Source organism: Saccharothrix hoggarensis (assembly GCF_052936025.1).
In genome coordinates, this window is sequence record NZ_CP193624.1 from 356,027 (window position 1) to 371,590 (window position 15,564).

Sequence of the window (15,564 nt, forward strand, 5' to 3'; positions counted from 1 at the left end):
CAATCGGATAACTCACCGGTACGGTAGACGCCATGACCGGGCGAGGCGCGTCGGAAGATGACGAGCAGCAGGATCGCGGTCGTGGCTTCGCGCGGCTACTGCTCGTAGCGGCATTGGCGCTCGCGCTCGGGGCCGCGGCCGTGCTGGTGCTGAGCGACAACGCCCGCTGGCTGCGGCTCGCGGTCGTCGCCGCGCTGTGGGCCGCGCTCGTCGGCGCGTTCCTCGCCGCGCGCTACCGCAAGCAGGTCGTCGAGCGCGCCGACGAGGTGGCCGACCTCCAGTCGGTGTACGAGCTGGAGCTGGAACGCGAGGTCGCCGCACGTCGCGAGTACGAGCTGGAGCTGGAGGCGGAGACCCGCAAGCGGGTCCAGGAAGAGGCCCGGGACGACCTGGAGGCGCTGCGCGGCGAGCTGCGCGCCCTGCGGGAGAACCTGGAAGCCCTCCTCGGCGGCGAGGTGCTCGTCGAACGGGTGGCGCTGCGCGCCGAGTCGACCCGGATGCGCCACCTGTCCGACCAGTCCCGGCTGATGGCGGTGGGTGACAAGCGGATCATCACGGCGGGGTCGGCGGTGCCGGTCGCGAAGAAGGCCGCGGACAAGCCGCAGGCCGACCGCACCGAGCTGATCGAGCGGGTCAACGTCGACGCCGGCCGCAAGGACCAGGTTCGGCGTCCCGAACCGACGCGCCCCGAGCCCGCGCGCCGCGAGCCGGCCCAGCCGGTGCGGCGCGAACCGGCCCGTGCCACCGCGCAGCCCCGACCCACGCCGCCCGTGGTGGTGCGGCGCGAGGCGCCCAAGCCCGATCCGGCGGAACGCGCGAACCGGGACGTGGCGGCACGGCCGGCGCCCACCGGCCGGCCCGCCGAGCCCGCCGAGCGGCCGCGGCAGGCGGAGCCGTCGAAGAGCGAGCACACCGTGCAGCGGCGCAGCCGGGTGGCCGAGCGCACCGAGATGATCAGCCGCGACGCGTTGACCGACAGCCAGGCGGGACGGCGTCCGGAGACCGGCGCGGTCCGGCGGCCGCCCGCGGGACGTCCCGAGGTGGCCGGCGAGCAGCGGCCCGTCGCGGAGGCGAACGGCGAGGCCCGGTCCGTGCCGGCCGACGTGCGGCGGCCGTCGACGGCACGGGTGGAGCTGACCGGTGAGCACCGTCCGGTGGAGGCGCGTCGGCCGAGTGCCGGGCGGGCCGAGCTGACGGGTGAGCACCGTCCGGTGGGTCGTGTGGAGCCGGAGTCCGTGCGGCGGCCGGCTCCGACCCGGGCCGAGCTGACCGGTGAGCACCGTCCCGTGGAGGCACGTCGGCCGAGCGCCGGGCGCACCGAGTCGACGGGCGAGCAGCGCCCGGCGGAGGCGCGGCGTCCCCGTGCCGAGCAGACCGGCGAGTACCGCGCGGTGGTCGGCCGGCCGGCCGACCCGGTGGTCGCCGAGCCCGCGGCACGTCCCGCCGACCTCCCGCCGGCCGCGACCGCCCCGTCCGCGGCGTCGGAAGGCCGCCGGCGAGCGCCGGACACGGCCGCCGAGCCCGGCGGCCGACGTCGGTCCGACGACAAGTGGGACTCGTGGGCGGACGAGAGCCCGCAGCCGTCCGGTCGGCGCAGCGCGCCCGAACCGGCCGAGGCCGCCGGCGCGCACGCGGACGGCAAGTCGGTCAGCGAGCTGCTGGCCGCGTTCGGCGGGGGGGACTCGCCGCGCCGCCGCCGTCGCCGCGAGGACTGACCTACTTGTCGATGTCGCCGACGACCACGGCGAACGACCCGAGCACCGCGGGCAGGTCGGCCACCCTGCTGCCCGGCAGCAACGCCGAGAGCGCCTGGACGTTGTTGAACGACGGCGTGCGCAGCTTCAGCCGCCACGGGGTCTTCTCGCCCCGCGACGCCAGGTGGACGCCCGACGTGCCCAGCGGCGCCTCGACCCACGTGTAGACCGAGCCCTCGGGGGCCTTGATCGCCTTGGGGAGGCGCAGGTTCACCGGGCCGGTCGGCAGGTCGTCCAGGCAGCGGCGGGCGAGCGCGACGGACAGGCGCACCTCGTCCACCAGGCAGCGGACGCGGGCCAGCGCGTCGCCCTCGGTCCGCACGACGGGGCGCACGTCGAGGGCGCGGTAGCCGGGCAGCGGGTCGTCGCGGCGCAGGTCGAAGTCCACTCCGGACGCTCGTCCGACCGGGCCGGTGACGCCGAACGCCAGCGCGGCGTCCCGAGACAGGACCCCGAGGCCCGCCAAGCCCTCCGACGCCTCGCCGGGGTCCACAGTGGACAGGACGTCGCGGACGCGGTCGGTCCAGCCGGCGGGGACGTCCTCGCGCAGCCCGCCGATCCGGTTGAACATGAAGTGGATGCGGCCGCCCGATGCCTCCTCCAGCACGGCCTGCACGGCGTCGCGGTCGCGCGCGCCGGTGAGCGGTTGGAGGAACACCAAATGCGCCATGATCCGGTTCAGCTCGCACAGCAGGACGCGCAACGCCTGGGCGCGCGGCGGGACGTCCATCCCGGTCATCCGCTCCACGGCGAGCGCGACGGCGAGCTCGTTGCAGAAGGCGGCGAGCCAGTCGTGCCGGTTGGCGAGGGTGAGGACCTGCCGGTAGTCGCGCACCTCGAACAACTTCTCGGCGCCCCGGTGCAGGTGGCCGACCAGGGGTTCGGCGGCGGTGATGACGTCGTCGTCCCGGACGGTCAGCCGCAGCCGGTAGGCGCCGTGCGCGGACGGGTGCAGGGGGCCGAGGTCGACCACCCGGTCCACCCCGAGGTGCCGCGCTCCGGCGCCGACGCCAACGGTGATCTCCACGCCGTCATCGTCGCACGGTCCCCGAGCCGTCCGCCGACCGTCAGTCGCGCGTGACGGCGAACAGGAAGCAGCCGTGGGAGGCGCTGCGGACCTGCACCTCGGCCACCAGCGGGTCGTCGAGCAGGGCGTCGAGGCGCTGCGCGAGGGCGTCCGGCTGGGCGACCCCGCCGTCGTGGATGCGGCCGTCGGCGGTGTAGGCGCGCAGGGTCCGCGGGGCGTTCCGGAAGGCGTGGGGGAACTCCGCGGTGCTCGCCGGCCCGTCGCACGGCTCGGCGTGCGCGAACACCGGCCCCAGCTCCTCGTACGGCCCGACGCCGGCTCCGGGCGCGTAGCGGAACAGGATCACCGGCTCGCCCGGCCCGGCCTTGCGCAGGCAGCAGCGCAACGGCGCGCCGGGTGACTCGGCGTGCCACTCGTGGTGCGCGTCGGTCCCGGCGAGCTCGCGGGCGCGGTCGAGGACGTCGTCGGGCAGGGCGTGGATTCGCACACCGCCAGCCTGGGCGGCGGTGGAGCCGGCGGCCGGCGGTCTTCGGCCGTGCAGGTGGACGTGATCGCCGGGCGCGATCGCCGGCCGGGGCTGCGGGACGGGGCTGCCGGGCGGGCTGGCGGACGGAGCTGGCGCACGTGATCGCCGGGCGCGGTCACCACACCGGGCGGAGGCCGCCTTCCGCGCCGTCGAGGTACGCCTCCAGCGCCTCCCGCAGCACGGCCATCCGCTCCGCGCCCACGGCGGACGCGAACTCCTCCTCCAGCTCCGCCCACAGCGCGTCGGCGAACCGCAGGTACGAGCGGCCCTTGCCGGTCAGCTCCAGCACGTGCGCGCGCCGGTCCGCCGGGTGCGGGGTGCGGCGGACGTAGCCCCACTCGACCAGCTCCGCCGCGGTCTTCGTGGCGGCCTGCTTGGAGACCCCCAGGTGGACGGCCAGGTCGACGGCGGTCGCGGAGGGTTGTTCGGCCAGGTAGCGGAAGACGAAGCCGTGCGCCGGGCGCAGCGGTTCGAGGTCGCGGTCGGCCAACCGCTCGTGGAACCGGTCGGTCATCACGCGGAACGTCCTGGCGAACAGCATCGACACGGGTTCCACGGTCGCCTAGTCTGCAACTAGACAACCGAGTTGACTAGTTTGGAGAACGATGTTCGAGCGCCACGGCTTCGTGTTCCACCCCCACGCCACCCCGTCGCGCGGCGGCAGCACGCAGATCGCCCTGTGGACCGTCGAGGTGCCCGCGAACGCCGAGAGCGAGCGGCACCAGGTCGACAAGGAGGAGGTCTTCCACGTCCTCGACGGCCGGGTGACCATCCACGACGTCGAAGCCGGCCGCGGCGACACCGTCGTCGTGCCGCCGCACACCGACTTCCGGCTCGTCGGCGGCCCGGCCACGGTCCTGGTCGCGACGTCGGTCGGCGTCACCGGGTCCGTCGGCGGTCAGCGGATCGACCCGCCCTGGGCCCGCTAGCGGCCGCGGTCACGGCTGCCACGGCGGCAGCGGCGGGAGCAGGGACGACACCGGCACGCCCACGCCGTGCAGCAGCCACCCGAACGACCCCAGCCCGCCCTCCGCCCGCAGCTCCGCGATCCGGGACGCCCGCGCGGCCGCCGCCAGCCAGTCCGGCCCGCCCGCCGGCGCCCGTCCGACGAGCCCCAACGCCGCCAGGGCGTCCCGCTGGGACACCAGCACCCAGTCGCCGCCGGCCGCCGCCGCGCACGCGTCCAGCGCCACGTGCGCGGTCAGGTCGCAGCTCCCGTCGAACACCGGCGTCACCCGCCGCCCCTCCCGGTACGCGGCGAACGTCCCCGACGCGTACCGCCCGGCCGCCCGGTCGGCCAGCACGTGCCCGTAGTCCACGGCCAGCGCCGCGCCGCGGACCCGCGACACCGCGTCCGCCCACGCCGCGTCCCGGGGCGCCCCGACCTCCGCCCGGTCGCCCGGCCGGACCGGCCACCACCGGTCCAGCCACGGGTGCGACGCCGGTCCCGTCACCAGCGGGCACGGCACCGCGTCCAGCCACTCGTGCCCGACCAGCAACCCGCACACCGAGGACGGCAGCGCCGACGTCCACCGCACGCCGGGCAGCGACCGGGCGGGCCCGAGGTCCACCGCCGTCACCACCAGCCGGGCCGCCAGCGACCCCGAAGCCAGTGACCGCACCGTCGCCGACAGCTCGCCGCCGCCCGCGCCGACGTCGACGAAGTCGAGCCGGTCCGGCCGGCCCAGCGCGAAGTCCACCCGATCGAGCAGCACGAGCAGGGCTTCGGCCAGCTCAGGTCCCACCAGGGGCGCGGTCCGGAAGTGGTCGGCGGGCACCTCGCCACGGGTGAAGAACCCCGACGGCCCGTACAGCGCCTCGCGCCACAGGGCTTCCGACTCCACCATCAGTCAAGTGTCCCTTTAAGGTTGCTCCCCGTGACCACTCCCGCCCGCAAGCGCGTCGACCAGCACCGCTGGACCGTCCTGCTCCCGGTCGTGGGCCTGATCGCGCTGGGCGTGTGCGGGCTGGTGCTCCTCGGCCTCGGCACGACCCGGATCGGTCTGCTGCCCATCCTGGTCGGCGCGCTGGCCGCCCTGGCGCCCGTCCTCGCGGTGATCGGCGCCTACCTGTGGGTCGACCGGTGGGAGCCGGAACCGGCGAAGATCCTGCTGCTGGCCTTCGCGTGGGGCGCGTGCGGCGCGACCATCACGTCCCTGGTGTTCAACCAGACCGCGCACGTGCTCGGCGAGCTGCTCAACGGCGACGGCGCCACGTTCGCCGCCGTCATCGGCGCGCCGATCACCGAGGAGGCCGCGAAGGCGGCGTTCATCGTGGTGCTGTTCCTGCGCCGCCGCCAGGAGTTCGACGGCATCGTGGACGGCGTGGTCTACGCGGGCGTGACGGCCGCGGGCTTCGCGTTCACCGAGAACATCTGGTACTTCGCCCGGGTCTTCTCCGACAGCGGGTTCGGCGACCTCGGCAGCGGGGTCATCGCCCTGTTCATCCTGCGCGGGGTGCTCTCGCCGTTCGCGCACCCGCTGTTCACGTCGATGACGGGCATCGGGATCGGCATCGCGGCGATGACCACGAGCCGGAGGCTGCGGGTCGTCACGCCGATCCTCGGCTACCTCGGCGCGGTCGGCCTGCACTCGCTGTGGAACTTCTCCACCACCGTCGGCACCGGCTCCACGTTCATCAACCTGTACTTCCTGATCATGGTGCCGATCTTCGCCGGCATGGTGCTCATGGTCGTGTGGCAGCGCCGCCGCGAGCAGCGGATCGTCGCGGGCCAGCTGCCCGCCATGGCCGCCAACAAGTGGATCGCCTCCAGCGAAGTGACCCTGCTGGCCAGCCTCCAGGGCCGAAGCCGGTGGCGGCGCGCGGTGAAGCGCAAGGTCGGCGACCGGGCGGCCAAGGCGGTCGCGGGCTACCAGGTGGCCGCCACCGAGCTCGCGTTCCTGCGCCACCGCATCGCCAACGGGACCGCGGGCCACGACGCCGAGGAACGCCACGAGAAGCTGCTCAGTGCCCTCGTCGCCGCACGTCAGGCCGCGATCGACGCACCCGGCGCGATGAAGGCCGCAGGTGGCGTTCGTCGCAGTTGACGGCTGATCACCACCCACCGGATTACGCTCGCGGCCGTCGTCCGGTACCCGACCAAAGGGACTGGAACGCCGCCTGAAGGAGTACGTCGCATGGACGCGACCCCCCGCCCCGCGCGGCTGGCCGTGGGAGTGATCTCGGCAGGCCGGGTGGGTTCGGTCCTGGGCGCCGCGCTCTCCCGAGCGGGGCACGCCGTGAGCGCGGTCGCCGCCGTCTCCCGGGAGTCGCTGCGCCGCGCCGAAGAGCTGCTGCCGGACGTGCCCGTGCGACCGCCGACGGACGTCGCCGCCTCCGCCGACCTGGTGCTCCTCGCCGTGCCCGACGACGAGCTGGCCGGCCTGGTCCGCGGCCTCGTCGCCACCGGCTCGCTGCGCGCCGGGCAGATCGTCGTGCACACCAGCGGCGCGCAGGGCGTGGACGTGCTCGCGCCGGCCGCCGGGCTGGGCGCGCTGTGCGTGGCGCTGCACCCCGTGATGACGTTCACCGGCCGCGCCGAGGACGTGCAGCGGATGAACGCCTGCTCGGTCGGCGTCACCGCCGCGGACGGCGACGAGGTCGCGTGGAACGTGGGCGAGGCCCTGGTGGTGGAGATGTCCGCCGAGCCGGTGCGCGTGCCCGAAGCCGCCCGGCCGCTCTACCACGCCGCCCTCGCGCACGGCGCGAACCACCTGATCACCTTGGTCGCCGACTGCGCCGACCTCCTGCGCGACGCGGGCATCGCGGACGCCGAGCGGATGCTCGGGCCGCTGCTGTCCGCCGCGCTGGACAACGCCCTGCGGCACGGCGACCGCGCCCTGACCGGTCCCGTCGCGCGCGGCGACGCGGGCACCGTGGCCAAGCACCTGGCGGTGCTCGCCGAGCAGGACACCCTGCCCGCGTACCGGGTTCTCGCGCTCCGCACCGCGGCGCGCGCACAGGCCGCCGGGCTGCTCAAGCCCGAGCTCGCGGCCGACGTCCGCACCACTCTCGAGGAACAGGCATGACCAAGCCGCTCACCAAGGACGACTACACGCCCAACGACGTGACGGTGCACCGCGACCCGGAGCGGCTGCGCCGCGTCACCAGGGCGTTGAAGGCGGCGGGTCGCAACATCGCCCTGGTGCCGACGATGGGCGCGCTGCACGAGGGCCACCGCAAGCTGATCCGCGAAGCGCAGGTCATGCAGAACACCGTGGTCGTCGTCTCCCTGTTCGTGAACCCGACCCAGTTCGGCCCGAACGAGGACTTCGACCGCTACCCGCGCAACTTCGAGTCCGATGTGGACATCTGCCGCGCCGAGCGCGTCGGCATCGTGTTCGCGCCGTCGGCCGAGGACATGTACCTGCCGGGCAGCACGGTCACCGTGAACCCCGGCCCGCTCGGCGACGAGCTGGAGGGCGCGGTCCGGCCCGGCCACTTCACCGGCGTGCTGACCGTCGTGGCGAAGCTGTTCAACATCGTGCAGCCCACCTACGCGGTGTTCGGCGAGAAGGACTACCAGCAGCTCACGCTGATCCACCGGATGGCGCGGGACCTGAACTTCCCGCTCGACGTGGTGGGCGTGCCGACCGTGCGCGAGCCGGACGGCCTGGCGCTGTCCTCCCGCAACCGGTACCTGTCCGACGACGAGCGGGCCGCCGCGACCGCGCTGTCCGCCGCCCTGGTGGCGGGCGCGCACGTCAGCGGCCAGGGCGCGGACGCCGTGCTGAAGGCCGCGCGCGACACCATCGCCGCGGAGCCGGGCGTCGAGCTGGACTACCTGGAGCTGCGGGCGCCCGACCTGGGCCCGGCCCCGGTGAACGGCGACGCCCGCCTGCTGGTGGCGGCCCGCGTGGGCGCCACCCGACTGATCGACAACGCCGCCGTGCTGCTCGGCGCCGGTGACGAGTAAGGGGACCGCGATGTTCCGCACCATGCTCAAGTCGAAGATCCACCGGGCCACCGTCACCCAGGCCGACCTGCACTACGTCGGCTCCGTCACGGTGGACGAGGACCTGATGGAGGCCGCCGACCTGCTCGCCGGCGAGCAGGTCGCGATCGTGGACGTCACGAACGGCGCGCGCCTGGAGACCTACGTCATCCCGGGCGAGCGCGGCATCGGCGTGATCGGCATCAACGGCGCGGCCGCGCACCTGGTGAAGCCGGGCGACCTGGTGATCCTCATCGCCTACGGGCAGATGGACGACGCCGAGGCGCGGGTGTACGAACCGAAGGTGGTCTTCGTCGACGCCGACAACAAGGTCGTCGAACGCGGCGCGGACCCGGCGCACGCGCCGGAGGGCTCCGGTCTGGTGAACGGGTCGACGACCGGCCAGCCGCAGCCCGAGCCGGTGTCGGCGGAGACCGAGGACGCGGCGGCCCTGGACGCGTTGATCCAGGCCGAGGACTAGGGGGACCACGCTGTGCTGCTCGCCATCGACGTCGGCAACACCAACATCGTCCTCGGGCTGTACGACGGGACCGGTGACTCCGCCACGCTGATCCGCGACTGGCGGATGCGCACCGACGCCCGGATGACCGCGGACGAGCTGGCGTTGACCATGCGCGGCCTGCTCGGCGAGTACGCCGACAAGATCACCGGCATCTCGGCGCTGTCCACCGTGCCCGCCGTGCTGCGGGAACTGCGCGTGATGCTCGGGCGCTACTACTCGGCCGTGCCGAAGGTGCTGGTCGAGCCGGGCGTGCGGACGGGCGTGCCGCTGCTGGTGGACAACCCCAAGGAGGTGGGCTCCGACCGCGTGATCAACACGCTGGCCGCGCACCACCTGCACAGCACGGCGTGCGTGGTCGTGGACTTCGGCACGTCCACGAACCTCGACGTCATCTCCGCCAAGGGCGAGTTCCTGGGCGGCGCGTTCACGCCGGGCATCGAGATCTCGCTGGACGCCCTCGCGGCGCGCGCCGCGCAGCTGCGCAAGGTCGAGCTGGTGCGGCCCCGGTCGGTGATCGGCAAGAACACCGTCGAGTGCCTGCAGTCGGGCATCGTCTACGGGTTCGTCGGCCAGGTGGACGGCCTCGTGCGCCGGATCGTGGACGAGTTGCAGCTCACCGAGCCGGGCCCGGTCACGGTCATCGCGACCGGCGGCCTCGCGCCCCTGGTGGTGACGGAGTCGGCGACGATCCAGTCGCACGTGCCGGACCTGACCCTGCTGGGCCTGCGTTTGGTCTTCGAACGCAACCGTGTTTGATTGCCGCTGCTCCGCAGACGGCGGCTCGGTCGCCTGTAAGTCGACCGCTCGCGCCTGGTTTTCCGACGATCGAAGGGCGTGATCGCCGGAAAACCAGGCGCGAACGATCGACGCGACCTCGCGATGGTTCAAACACGTCGCAGGCGCTTGACGAAGACGGTCAGCGGGAGGTCGAACTCGCCGTCGGCGGTTTCGGGGCGGGCCTTGAGGAACGCGAGCATCCGCGCGTTCAGCCCGGCCCGCTCCTCCTCCGGGATCACCAGGACGTGCGAGTGCGTGTTGACCATCGCCACCAGCGACTCGGCGGTGCGCCGGTGCACGTGCGGGAAGGTCCGCTTCTCCGGGTCGGTGAACAGCTCGTGCTCCGTCATCGGGTCGAAGGCCAGGTCGTCCTGCGCGCTCACGCTGGACCTGGCGACCTTCAGGAACTCGTCGACCCACGGCGCCGCGTTGTCGTAGTCGTTCCACAGCGCCGCGAGCACGCCGCCGGACCGCAGCACGCGCGCGATCTCCGGCATGGCCCGCGCCGGGTCGAACCAGTGGAACGCCTGCCCGACCACGACCGCGTCGACCGTGCCGTCCGGCAGCGGGATGCGCTCGGCGGTGCCGGGGAGCGCGCGCACCGCGCCGTGGTGGCGCACCAGCTCCGAGAGCATGTCCTCGTCCGGCTCCACGGCCGTCACGTGGTGGCCCTCGGCGAGCAGCCCTCCGGTCAGCTTCCCGGTGCCGGCGGCGAGGTCCAGCACCTCGTGCGATCCGGGGCCCAGTGGCGCCAATGCCCACCGGACGGCGTCGGCGGGGTAGTCCGGGCGGTGTTCCGCGTAAGCCGCGGCGTGGGCTCCGAAGGAGTTCGCCCGCCGGGCTCGCAAGTCATCTCCGGTCACCACCCACAGCGTAGTGAGATCCGGTTCGATTTCCCGTGAGGTCTTTCCGTACCCTTCCTGGTGTGAGTGAGCAGCCAGCGACCGGTTCCGCGACCAGCGACGACGATCTCCCCGAGCAGCTGAGGGTCCGCCGGGAGAAGCGGGCGCGACTGCTGGAACGCGGTGTCGATCCCTATCCGGTCGAAGTTCCGCGCACGCACACGCTGCGCGAGGTGCGCGAGGCGCATCAAGGGCTGGAGCCCGACACGTCGACCGGTGAAGTCGTCGGCGTGACCGGCCGGGTCATGTTCATCCGCAACACCGGCAAGTTGTGCTTCGCGACGCTGCGCGAGGGCGACGGCACCGAACTCCAGGCGATGCTCAGCCTGAACGGCGTCGGCGAGCAGGCGCTCGCCGAATGGAAGTCCGACGTCGACTTGGGCGACCACGTATTCGTACGCGGCGAGGTCATCACGTCCCGCCGCGGCGAACTGTCCGTGATGGCGGACCAGTGGGCGATGACGGCGAAGGCGTTGCGCCCGTTGCCGGTCGCGCACAAGGAACTCGCCGAGGAAACCCGCATTCGGCAGCGGTACGTCGATCTGATCCTGCGCGAGCAGGCCCGGAACACGGTCCGCAACCGGGCCGCGGTGGTGCGCTCGTTGCGGGAGTCGTTCCACCGGCGCGGTTTCATCGAAGTCGAGACGCCGATGTTGCAGACGTTGCAGGGCGGCGCGAGCGCGCGGCCGTTCGTGACCCGCTCGAACGCGCTCGACATCGACCTGTTCCTCCGGATCGCGCCGGAGCTGTACCTCAAGCGGTGCGTGGTCGGCGGTATCGAGAAGGTCTTCGAGATCAACCGCAACTTCCGCAACGAGGGCATGGACTCGTCGCATTCGCCCGAGTTCTCCATGCTGGAGTACTACGAGGCGTACGCCACCTACGACACGAACGCGGTGCTGACGCGGGAGCTGATCCAGGAAGCGGCGCTGGCGGTCGCCGGCTCGCACGTGGTGACGCTGGCCGACGGTTCCGAGTACGACCTCGGCGGCGAGTGGACGACGTTGAGCATGTACGACTCGCTGTCCGAAGCGGCCGGCGAGCCCGTCACGCCCGAGACGTCGGCGGAGGACCTGCGCAAGCTCGCCGACCGGCTCGGGGTGGAGGCGGACCCGAAGCTCGGCCACGGCAAGCTGGTCGAGGAGCTGTGGGAGCACCTGGTGGGCGACGGCCTGCACGCGCCCACGTTTGTGCGCGATTTCCCGGTGGAGACCTCGCCGCTCACCCGTCAGCACCGCAGCCGGCCGGGTGTCGCCGAAAAGTGGGACCTGTACGTGCGCGGATTCGAGTTGGCCACGGGATACTCGGAACTGGTCGACCCGGTGGTCGAGCGGGAGCGGTTGGAAGCCCAGGCACGCCTTGGCGCGACCGGTGACGTCGAGGCCATGCCGGTCGACGAAGACTTTCTGCGATCGCTGGAGTACGGAATGCCACCGAGCGGTGGCGTGGGAATGGGCATCGACCGGCTGCTGATGGCGCTCACGGGTCTCGGTATCCGGGAGACGATCCTGTTCCCCCTCGTGCGCCCGGAATGAGTAACTTCTCGGACTCCGGGCGGCGCATTCCGGGACTTGTGCGCTAACCTGCACTCGCCAATGCTTTAGGTCGCGGTCGGGGAACACCGCGCATTCGAGTCCAGGAGGATACGCATGGCGCAGAAGGTCACCGTGACCCTGGTCGATGACCTGGACGGTGGGAAGGCCGAGGAGACGGTCGGCTTCGGATTGGACGGTGTGTCCTACGAGATCGACCTTTCTGCGGACAATGCGTCCAGGCTCCGCGACGCTCTCGCCGACTTCGTCGCCAGTGCCCGCAAGGCGGGTGGCCGCAAGCGCGGCCCGGGTCGTCCGGCCGGTGTGAAGGCAGCTCGTCCCGCTTCGGCGGACCGTGAGCAGAACCAGGCCATTCGGGAGTGGGCCCGCAAGCAGGGGATGAAGGTGTCCGATCGCGGGCGCATCCCGGCCGAGGTGCTGGAGGCTTACCACCAGCAGGGCTGACGCGAGTCATTGCCGTGGCGCACGCCACGGCAATTACGTCAATCGACGAAGGGGCGCCGGATTCCTCCGGCGCCCCTCGGTTGTTTTCCGAGGAGTTCTCGGACCGCCCGCGGGAAACGAAGATCTTTTTCGTACCGCGTCTCAGTTCGTCGCCGGCACGCGTTCGGTGATCTTTGTTCGACCGTTCGGTGGCACGGAGCGTGCCCGGTGGTGACCCCAGCGTGTTCGGTTAGCCTTACCTCACCGAATCGGGCGTCGCGGGAGGAGAGCACCACGTTGGCCCTCCGTGCCACCCGCCTGCTCCAGCTGGTCGGGCTCCTCGCCCTGGTCGTGCTCGCCAGCGTCGCCATCGGCACCAAGGACATCCCGCTCGACGCCGTCTGGCACGCCCTCGCCACGCCGACCGGCCTGGAGGACGACATCGTGGTCCGCGAGCTCCGCGTGCCGCGCACGCTCCTCGGCATCGCGGTCGGCGTCGCCCTGGGCGTCGGCGGCGCGCTGATGCAGGGCCACACCCGCAACCCCCTCGCCGACCCCGGCATCCTCGGCGTCACGCAGGGCGCCGCGTTCGCCGTCGTGCTGTCGATCTTCACGTTCGGCGTCACCAGCCTCCACGGGTACGTGTGGTTCGCGTTCGCCGGCGCCCTCGTGGCGAGCGTCGTCGTGTTCCTGCTGGGTTCCGGCCGGTCCGGGCCGACCCCGGTGACGCTGGCGCTCGCGGGCGCGGCGGTCAGCGCCCTCATGCACGGGCTGGTGTCCGCGCTGGTGCTGCTCGACCGGCAGAGCCTCGACGCGTTCCGGTTCTGGCAGGTCGGCGCGATCGCCGGGCGCGACCTCGCGGTGCTGGGGCAGGTGCTGCCGTTCCTGCTGCTCGGGCTGGTCCTGGCGGCGGCCAACGCGTCCGGCCTCAACGCGCTGGCGCTCGGCGACGACGTGGCGCGGTCGCTCGGGCAGCGGGTGGCGTTGACCAGGGTCGTCGGGGTGGCCGCGACGACGTTGCTGGTGGGCGGCGCGGTGGCGGTGTGCGGGCCGATCGGGTTCCTCGGGCTGGTCGTGCCGCACGCGGCGCGCGCGCTCACCGGGCCGGACCACCGGTGGCTGCTGCCGTTCTCCGGGGTGATCGGCGCGATCGTGCTGCTCGTCGCGGACGTGGTCGGCCGCGTGGTCGCCCGGCCGGGTGAACTGGAGGTCGGGGTCGTGATGGCGCTCGTCGGCGCGCCGTTCTTCATCGCGCTCGTGCGGCGGCGGAAGCTGGTGCGGCTGTGACCGCGACGCCGACCAGGGGCTTCCGGCTCGGCCCGGTGTCCGGGCCGCTGCGGTGGCGGCCGATCGCCGTGGTGGTGGTCGGGCTCGCGTTGCTGGTGCTCGCGGCGGCCGTGGGCGTCGCGCGCGGCGACTTCCCGATCCCGCTGGGGCAGGTGTTCGACGTCCTCCTCGGCGGCGGGCCGCGCGGGCAGCGGTTCATCGTGCTCGACCTGCGCCTGCCGCGGGCGTTGACCGGCGTGTTCGTCGGCGCGGCGCTCGGCGTCTCCGGCGCGGTGTTCCAGTCGATCGCGCGCAACCCGCTGGCGAGCCCGGACATCCTCGGCGTCACGTGGGGCGCCGGCGCGGGCGCGGTCACCGTGATCACGTTCGCCGGGTCGCTCGGCGCGGTCGGCGGCGTCGCCGGGACGGTCGGCGTGCCGCTGGCGAGCCTGGGCGGCGGGTTGCTGGCCGGACTGCTCGTGTACGGCCTGGCGTGGCGGCACGGCATCGAGGGCTTCCGGCTGGTGCTCGTGGGCATCGGCGTCTCGGCCGTGGCCGGCAACTTCACGCACTACCTGCTGACGGTCGGCGACGTCACCGACGCGGCGCGGGTGATGGTGTGGATCACCGGCAGCCTCAACGGGCGCGGGTGGGAGCACGTCGTGCCGGTCGGGGTGGCGTTGGCGCTGCTCGTCCCGGCCGTCCTGGTCGGGGCGCGGCTGCTCGGCGCCCTCCAGTTCGACGACGACACCGTGCGCGGGCTCGGGGTCCGGGTCAACGGCGCGCGCACCGTGCTGCTGCTGCTCGCCGTGGTGCTGGCGGCCGTGGCGACGGCCGCCGCCGGCCCGGTCGCGTTCGTCGCGCTGGCGTCGCCGCAGATCGCGTTGCGGCTGGCCGGCGCCGCGACCCCGCCGCTGCTCGGCTCGGCCGTCGTCGGCGGCCTGCTGGTGGTGGTGTCGGACCTGGTCGCGCGGCTGGCGTTCGGCGGGTTCGAGCTGCCGGTCGGCGTGGTGACCGCGGTGCTCGGCGCGCCGTACCTGATGTACCTGCTCGTCCGCAGTCGCCGGGAGGCACGGGTATGACCGCTGTTCGGCTCCAGGCCCAGTCGTTGTCCGTCGGGTACGGGGACCGGCTGGTCGTGTCCGACCTCGACCTGGACGTCATGTCCGGTTCGGTGACGGCGGTGATCGGCCCGAACGGGTGCGGCAAGTCCACGCTGCTGCGCGCCCTCGGCCGCCTGCTGCCCGCCCGCGCCGGCGCGGTCCTGCTCGACGGCAAGCGCATCGACCGCACGCCCACCCGTGACGTGGCCAAGGCCCTGGCGATGCTGCCGCAGTCGCCGCAGGCGCCCGAGGGGCTGACCGTGGCCGAGCTGGTCGCCCGCGGCAGGCACCCCCACCAGGCGTGGTACCGGCAGTGGTCGCCTGACGACGCGGCGGCGGTGGCCTCGGCGCTGGAGCTGACCGGCATGGCCGACCTCGCCCACCGGACCGTGGACGAGCTGTCCGGCGGGCAGCGGCAGCGCGCGTGGATCTCGATGGCGCTGGCCCAGGGCACGGACCTGCTGCTGTTGGACGAGCCGACGACCTACCTCGACCTGGCCCACCAGATCGACGTGCTCGACCTGGTCCGCCGCCTGCACCGGGAGTCCGGCCGGACCGTGGTGATGGTGCTGCACGACCTGAACCTGGCCGCCCGGTACGCCGACCGGCTCGTGGCGATGAAGGACGGCCGGATCGTCGTCGCGGGCCCGCCGGCCGACGTGCTCACCGAGTCGACCCTGCTGGAGGTCTTCGGGCTGGACGCGAAGGTCGTGCCCGACCCGGTCGCCGGCACCCCGCTGGTGATCCCGATCGGCCACCACCGCTGACGGGGCCGCG

General features: G+C 73.3%; 17 protein-coding genes. 12 read left to right on the plus strand and 5 right to left on the minus strand.

Annotated elements, in window-relative coordinates; genetic code table 11:
• The first annotated feature begins 32 nt into the window (after window positions 1-32).
• Window positions 33-1,715 carry a DUF6779 domain-containing protein gene (locus ACRAKH_RS01830; RefSeq protein WP_447009583.1) on the plus strand — a complete coding sequence of 561 codons (1,683 nt, stop codon included), beginning with the start codon at window positions 33-35 and terminating at the stop codon, window positions 1,713-1,715.
• A 1-nt stretch (window position 1,716) separates the two neighbouring features.
• On the opposite strand, the gene ACRAKH_RS01835 is transcribed toward ACRAKH_RS01830, so the two are convergent.
• The 3 genes from ACRAKH_RS01835 to ACRAKH_RS01845 form a co-directional block, all read right to left on the minus strand.
• Window positions 1,717-2,781, minus strand: coding sequence for an NADH-quinone oxidoreductase subunit D (locus tag ACRAKH_RS01835; protein WP_380730364.1), 1,065 nt, complete (start codon window positions 2,779-2,781; stop codon window positions 1,717-1,719).
• Between the two features lie 40 nt (window positions 2,782-2,821).
• Entirely contained in the window at window positions 2,822-3,268 is a 447-nt protein-coding gene (locus ACRAKH_RS01840) for a DUF1203 domain-containing protein (protein ID WP_380730366.1), read from the minus strand.
• Window positions 3,269-3,422: 154 nt separating this feature from the next.
• On the minus strand, window positions 3,423-3,848 hold the full coding sequence (locus ACRAKH_RS01845) for a MarR family winged helix-turn-helix transcriptional regulator (protein ID WP_380730370.1): 426 nt from the start codon (window positions 3,846-3,848) through the stop codon (window positions 3,423-3,425).
• A gap of 64 nt (window positions 3,849-3,912) precedes the next feature.
• Here ACRAKH_RS01845 and ACRAKH_RS01850 point away from each other — a divergent pair, with 64 nt between their 5' ends.
• A complete protein-coding gene (locus ACRAKH_RS01850) occupies window positions 3,913-4,236 on the plus strand; it encodes a cupin domain-containing protein (protein WP_380730368.1) in 324 nt (107 codons plus the stop codon).
• A 9-nt stretch (window positions 4,237-4,245) separates the two neighbouring features.
• Here the strand turns inward: ACRAKH_RS01850 and ACRAKH_RS01855 are convergent, their stop codons facing one another.
• On the minus strand, window positions 4,246-5,154 hold the full coding sequence (locus ACRAKH_RS01855) for an SAM-dependent methyltransferase (RefSeq protein ID WP_447009584.1): 909 nt from the start codon (window positions 5,152-5,154) through the stop codon (window positions 4,246-4,248).
• 30 nt (window positions 5,155-5,184) lie between these two features.
• Here ACRAKH_RS01855 and ACRAKH_RS01860 point away from each other — a divergent pair, with 30 nt between their 5' ends.
• The 5 genes from ACRAKH_RS01860 to ACRAKH_RS01880 all read left to right on the plus strand — a co-directional run bounded on the left by ACRAKH_RS01860 (window position 5,185) and on the right by ACRAKH_RS01880 (window position 9,519).
• Entirely contained in the window at window positions 5,185-6,354 is a 1,170-nt protein-coding gene (locus ACRAKH_RS01860) for a PrsW family intramembrane metalloprotease (RefSeq protein ID WP_380724932.1), read from the plus strand.
• A gap of 90 nt (window positions 6,355-6,444) precedes the next feature.
• Window positions 6,445-7,335, plus strand: coding sequence for a Rossmann-like and DUF2520 domain-containing protein (locus tag ACRAKH_RS01865; protein ID WP_380724933.1), 891 nt, complete (start codon window positions 6,445-6,447; stop codon window positions 7,333-7,335).
• Window positions 7,332-8,222, plus strand: coding sequence for a pantoate--beta-alanine ligase (gene panC, locus ACRAKH_RS01870; RefSeq protein ID WP_380724934.1), 891 nt, complete (start codon window positions 7,332-7,334; stop codon window positions 8,220-8,222). The genes ACRAKH_RS01865 and panC overlap by 4 nt, the downstream gene beginning before the upstream one ends.
• Before the next feature lie 10 nt (window positions 8,223-8,232).
• Window positions 8,233-8,721: an aspartate 1-decarboxylase gene (gene panD / locus ACRAKH_RS01875; RefSeq protein ID WP_380724935.1), complete on the plus strand. Its 489-nt coding sequence runs from the start codon at window positions 8,233-8,235 to the stop codon at window positions 8,719-8,721.
• A gap of 12 nt (window positions 8,722-8,733) precedes the next feature.
• The gene (locus ACRAKH_RS01880) at window positions 8,734-9,519 is read left to right on the plus strand and encodes a type III pantothenate kinase (protein ID WP_380724936.1); all 786 of its coding nucleotides are present in this window, start codon (window positions 8,734-8,736) and stop codon (window positions 9,517-9,519) included.
• Between the two features lie 128 nt (window positions 9,520-9,647).
• Here the strand turns inward: ACRAKH_RS01880 and ACRAKH_RS01885 are convergent, their stop codons facing one another.
• A complete protein-coding gene (locus ACRAKH_RS01885) occupies window positions 9,648-10,403 on the minus strand; it encodes a class I SAM-dependent methyltransferase (RefSeq protein WP_380724937.1) in 756 nt (251 codons plus the stop codon).
• Window positions 10,404-10,465: 62 nt separating this feature from the next.
• On the opposite strand from ACRAKH_RS01885, the gene lysS reads away from it, so the two are divergent.
• The 5 genes from lysS to ACRAKH_RS01910 all read left to right on the plus strand — a co-directional run bounded on the left by lysS (window position 10,466) and on the right by ACRAKH_RS01910 (window position 15,554).
• Entirely contained in the window at window positions 10,466-11,977 is a 1,512-nt protein-coding gene (gene lysS / locus ACRAKH_RS01890; protein WP_380724938.1) for a lysine--tRNA ligase, read from the plus strand.
• 114 nt (window positions 11,978-12,091) lie between these two features.
• Window positions 12,092-12,439 carry a histone-like nucleoid-structuring protein Lsr2 gene (locus ACRAKH_RS01895; RefSeq protein WP_073886911.1) on the plus strand — a complete coding sequence of 116 codons (348 nt, stop codon included), beginning with the start codon at window positions 12,092-12,094 and terminating at the stop codon, window positions 12,437-12,439.
• Between the two features lie 276 nt (window positions 12,440-12,715).
• Window positions 12,716-13,705, plus strand: coding sequence for a FecCD family ABC transporter permease (locus ACRAKH_RS01900; protein ID WP_380724939.1), 990 nt, complete (start codon window positions 12,716-12,718; stop codon window positions 13,703-13,705).
• Window positions 13,702-14,766, plus strand: a complete 1,065-nt coding sequence (locus ACRAKH_RS01905; protein ID WP_447009585.1) for a FecCD family ABC transporter permease — start codon at window positions 13,702-13,704, stop codon at window positions 14,764-14,766. The genes ACRAKH_RS01900 and ACRAKH_RS01905 overlap by 4 nt, the downstream gene beginning before the upstream one ends.
• Window positions 14,763-15,554, plus strand: coding sequence for an ABC transporter ATP-binding protein (locus ACRAKH_RS01910; RefSeq protein WP_380724941.1), 792 nt, complete (start codon window positions 14,763-14,765; stop codon window positions 15,552-15,554). The genes ACRAKH_RS01905 and ACRAKH_RS01910 overlap by 4 nt, the downstream gene beginning before the upstream one ends.
• Window positions 15,555-15,564 lie beyond the last annotated feature (10 nt).

Excerpts from the sequence above, each read along its gene's own strand:
- ACRAKH_RS01850 (WP_380730368.1), top strand. The coding sequence starts at position 3,913 with ATGTTCGAGCGCCACGGCTTCGTGTTCCACCCCCACGCCACCCCGTCG.
- ACRAKH_RS01895 (WP_073886911.1), top strand. The coding sequence starts at position 12,092 with ATGGCGCAGAAGGTCACCGTGACCCTGGTCGATGACCTGGACGGTGGG.
- ACRAKH_RS01830 (WP_447009583.1), top strand. The coding sequence starts at position 33 with ATGACCGGGCGAGGCGCGTCGGAAGATGACGAGCAGCAGGATCGCGGT.
- ACRAKH_RS01910 (WP_380724941.1), top strand. The coding sequence starts at position 14,763 with ATGACCGCTGTTCGGCTCCAGGCCCAGTCGTTGTCCGTCGGGTACGGG.
- ACRAKH_RS01845 (WP_380730370.1), bottom strand. The coding sequence starts at position 3,848 with ATGCTGTTCGCCAGGACGTTCCGCGTGATGACCGACCGGTTCCACGAG.
- panD (WP_380724935.1), top strand. The coding sequence starts at position 8,233 with ATGTTCCGCACCATGCTCAAGTCGAAGATCCACCGGGCCACCGTCACC.
- ACRAKH_RS01855 (WP_447009584.1), bottom strand. The coding sequence starts at position 5,154 with ATGGTGGAGTCGGAAGCCCTGTGGCGCGAGGCGCTGTACGGGCCGTCG.
- panC (WP_380724934.1), top strand. The coding sequence starts at position 7,332 with ATGACCAAGCCGCTCACCAAGGACGACTACACGCCCAACGACGTGACG.
- ACRAKH_RS01865 (WP_380724933.1), top strand. The coding sequence starts at position 6,445 with ATGGACGCGACCCCCCGCCCCGCGCGGCTGGCCGTGGGAGTGATCTCG.